Source organism: Halobacteriovorax sp. (assembly GCF_041587335.1).
Taxonomy (GTDB): domain Bacteria; phylum Bdellovibrionota; class Bacteriovoracia; order Bacteriovoracales; family Bacteriovoracaceae; genus Halobacteriovorax.
Genome location: NZ_JBFGYP010000202.1, coordinates 1 through 3,745, shown reverse-complemented (window position 1 = coordinate 3,745; position 3,745 = coordinate 1). Strand labels below are relative to the sequence as shown.

2 protein-coding genes are annotated in these 3,745 nt (G+C 34.2%); both read left to right on the top strand.

The window, feature by feature from the left end; genetic code table 11:
• A partial coding sequence (locus ABX784_RS16130; protein WP_372656091.1) for a hypothetical protein occupies positions 1-409 on the top strand: 409 nt, incomplete at its 5' end.
• A 94-nt stretch (positions 410-503) separates the two neighbouring features.
• Positions 504-3,557: a hypothetical protein gene (locus ABX784_RS16125; RefSeq protein ID WP_372656090.1), complete on the top strand. Its 3,054-nt coding sequence runs from the start codon at positions 504-506 to the stop codon at positions 3,555-3,557.
• Positions 3,558-3,745 lie beyond the last annotated feature (188 nt).

Below are 3,745 nucleotides of genomic sequence, written 5' to 3'. Positions count from 1 at the left end.
TTTTGCTTACAGATATCTCGAAACAAAAACCTCAAAAAATATAACAACACAATTCAATGGTAAAGATCTCTACACTGTAACTAGTTATGAAGAGGATCCTATGAGCGCATTAAAGATTAGTGATCCAGTGGCTAAGAAGGGTGCTATTGCGCTTGCAAAGAGGTTTTCTAGCACCAAGGGACTTGGGCTTAAGTTACGCTATCAACTCTCTTGTGATATTTCAGGAGTCTCAGCAAGTGGCTCTGGTGTGATTAAGTGTATCTCGGCAATAAATTGGAATATGGATAATGAATTTAGATCAGACAAAGAGTTTGAGTCTACAAAAATTATCTCATATGAATTTAGTGATCCTCTTGTTCTTAGAAATAAGTTAGCACTACTTTTAGAGGATTCTTGCCAAATATTCTAAACTTTTATTAGGAATAATGTAAATCTGGGCATTTATTAGGGAAAATACAAGTTTTATTACTTGAGTATTTCTCTCTAGTGTCCGATGAGAAGTTGTGTATTCCAGAAAAGTCCTTATATTAATTTTTTCCCTTCTATGTCTATTTGATAGTTATGGGGCAAATTCTCGTAGTGAGAGGGCCAAAAGATTAAGAGATAAGAGACTTTATCAAGTAGAGGCCTTTGATCATTATGATTTTAACCTTTGTCAAAAATACTCAAAGGATAAAGAGGATTATTTCTTATATAATTGTAATGAGAGTAGGGTCATATCTAGTCCCATTTCTAGTTTAGAAACAAATCAGTACAGAATCAGTAAAAAAATCTACAGTGATCATTTTCTTAAAGATCTTAAAGACTACACTTTAAATTCTCTAAAGAGTAACGAAGATGACATAAACACTTTAGTTAAATGCTTTGATTCAAACTCAAGTGAGTGTCTACAAAAGCTTGAAGACCTCAAAGATTATGTAAAAACAAATTTGCCAAGCTACAGAAAAACTATCGCATTAGCAAATATATATACTCAAAGTGGTAGGGGATTCAGATTTTATCATGTTCCAAGAAAAATCAGTCATGAAAGTCTAGACTATGATATTCCAGAACTGTCTGACAGTGAATTTAATCAAATAAATAAAATAAAAAAAGAAATAACCTATAACATAACTCAAGACTCTCTCTCTCAAATTGATCACAATTGTATTTCTTATGACTTTGAATATAGAGAAAATATTTGTCCTCGATATATTAGTAATAAATCTAGAAATGAATTATCCAAAGGGATTGAAAGAGTTAAAGATCAATATAGAGCTGAATACAATAAGAGAACTAATACTGATAATTTAATTTCTAGATTAAATCTAAGAGGTGATGAGAGTGACCAAGATATTCTCAAGGAATTAAAAAATCAGTTACTAGAGTCAGTAGAGGCAAATAGAGAGGCCTATGGCAAAATATCAAAACTCGACTCAGATGAAGATTTAATAGACTTAATGAAAAATAAATCCGCCGTTCAAGGATTTATCACTAATCAAGGAACTTCGAAGGCCTCTTGCGATATCGCTCAATCACTATTTGAAGAGGTAAAGACCGATCAACTGATGACATCACTTTATCTTGGTGGAGCAGCTATAGTAGGCGGAGGGGTTTGTTTAGGAAGCTTTGGGTTAGGTTGCGCGATAGGTGTAGGTATTGCTGCTGAAGCGGCTGACTTGTATATGCAACAAAGTAATCTAGAGGACTCAAGACTCTCTTTCTCTGCAGGACTTGGGAATGTTGAGGATGTCGAAAGTGCTGAGAGTGATCGAAACCTTGCTCTTGGATTTGTAGCTTTAGGAAGTGTCGGTAATCTTGCTAGGCCAACTCTAAAGGTTGCTAAGAGCGGTTTATCTTCATTTAAGAGATCAGTTGATAATTATGTTGAAGTACGTGGTACTGTCCATGATTTAAGTGAACTTAGAAATTATAGACCAAATCTTTTTAAGAATTATTCAAATTCTTCTGAACTTAAAAAGAAGTACAGTGAATTTAGTTTAACTACTCCAAGAGTAAATAGAAGATGGATTGATAATGCAAATGAATCAAATTCTTCTTTATATCTAGATGTAGAAAATGCAGCTCTAAAACGTTTAAATGATTCGCTAGGAGATAAAGAGCTTGTTACTTCATTAACAAATCTTCATAAAGATATATTATATGACAAAATAAATAGATTAACTAAGAAGTATAAAGGAATCGAGTTTGAAGTCTATTCTGATTTCAAGTCTCTACGTTTCGCATTTACACCAAAGGATATTCCTGAAGATATTAGAAAGAGTTTTTTGAATGATTTAAACCTTACTTATAAGAATGCAAATCAAGAGTTTGCAAATAAAGTTAAGAGTTTAGATGGTATAGGGGAAGAGAACGTTGCAAGGTGGTTTGAAGGAGGGATTTCATCATTTGCTGATGGAGCTGGACAAGCTGCAAAACGGGCGAGAACTATCTCTAGAGACATTTCAAATCTTGTTTCTTTTGACAATATAAAAGCGATGGTTTCTGCAGATATAGATAAAATTAAATACTATTCTTTATCACTAAAAAGTGGCCCTTTGAAAGAAGCTAAACTTGTTGAAACTCTTCCTAATGGTAAAGGATATACATTAAAATTAGAGGTATTCGAAACTGTTAGAAAGTCTATAGACAACCATACTACTTCAGACTTAGATGAAGTGCTGTCTTTGAGTAAGTCAGATATATCTCATCTTCAAGCATCAGAGATTTTAAACTCAAAAGAAGTTCGTCAATCATTGAAGGAAAAATTTGGGGTAACTCTGACAGATGCCGAAAGTGCTGGAGTTGTTCGCTATATTAAAGAGCTCGATGGATTAACTCCAGGTCTTAGACAAGAATCAAGAGTTGTCGCGAGTCTCGATAAAGCATCAGCTGGAGGATTTTCTGGCGATATCACTGGGATGGGAGCGAGAAATATTCAACAAGTAGCTTACGATATACTAGATGCCACAGACCTGGATGCAGAAAAAGTTCTTCATGCTACTAGGTTAGGTGAGCAGAATATAACTAAGAAATTTAATGAGATAAAAGATAACTTCACAACTACAGTTAAGAGCGTTTTTGATGAGCGAGGAGTTGTTTATAAGTCTAGGTGTTCAGGTGATGACTGCGTAGTTATTCCAGCTAGAGAATTGAAAAAGAGTGATGAGCTAGCAATAGTTGATGCCTTTAGAAAGCAGGATAACCCGTCACAGTATAGACTAAGTTTTATCCCTCCAAATATTAAAGCAGATAGTAGAACATTACTTTCAACACATGGTGAGTTGATAGAAAAAGAACTTCGAAAGCAGTTGACTGGAGTTGCAAGTGATAGGGTCTCATATGAGAAGTTAGCTAAACTTACTATTGGACCGCGAATGCCTTCTTCAGTTAATAAGGGAAAAGTTGAGTTGTACTTAGGTGTATCTGATAGCGTAAGTTTAAGCTCTAGAGAAAAATCCTTAATCAATAATGCATACAAGAATGCTATCAAGAAAGTTAACTCTAACTTAGCAAAAGAAGGAAATACTTCGTCCGAGCTTCTCTATGAAAGTGGATCTATTACTTATATAGATTAAATAGGTTTTATTTGTCTTTTTTGCGCTTAATGTTGCGTGGCGGCAAGATCTTCTTCACTTATTCTTGAGGTTAATTTATGTTAACTTTATTGCATGAAGAACTTAACTTTTTTAACTTTCCTTTTATTTTCAGCATGTAGCGGCACCGGGATCGTTAAAATAAAAACTGTACCAAATAGCGCTACTAT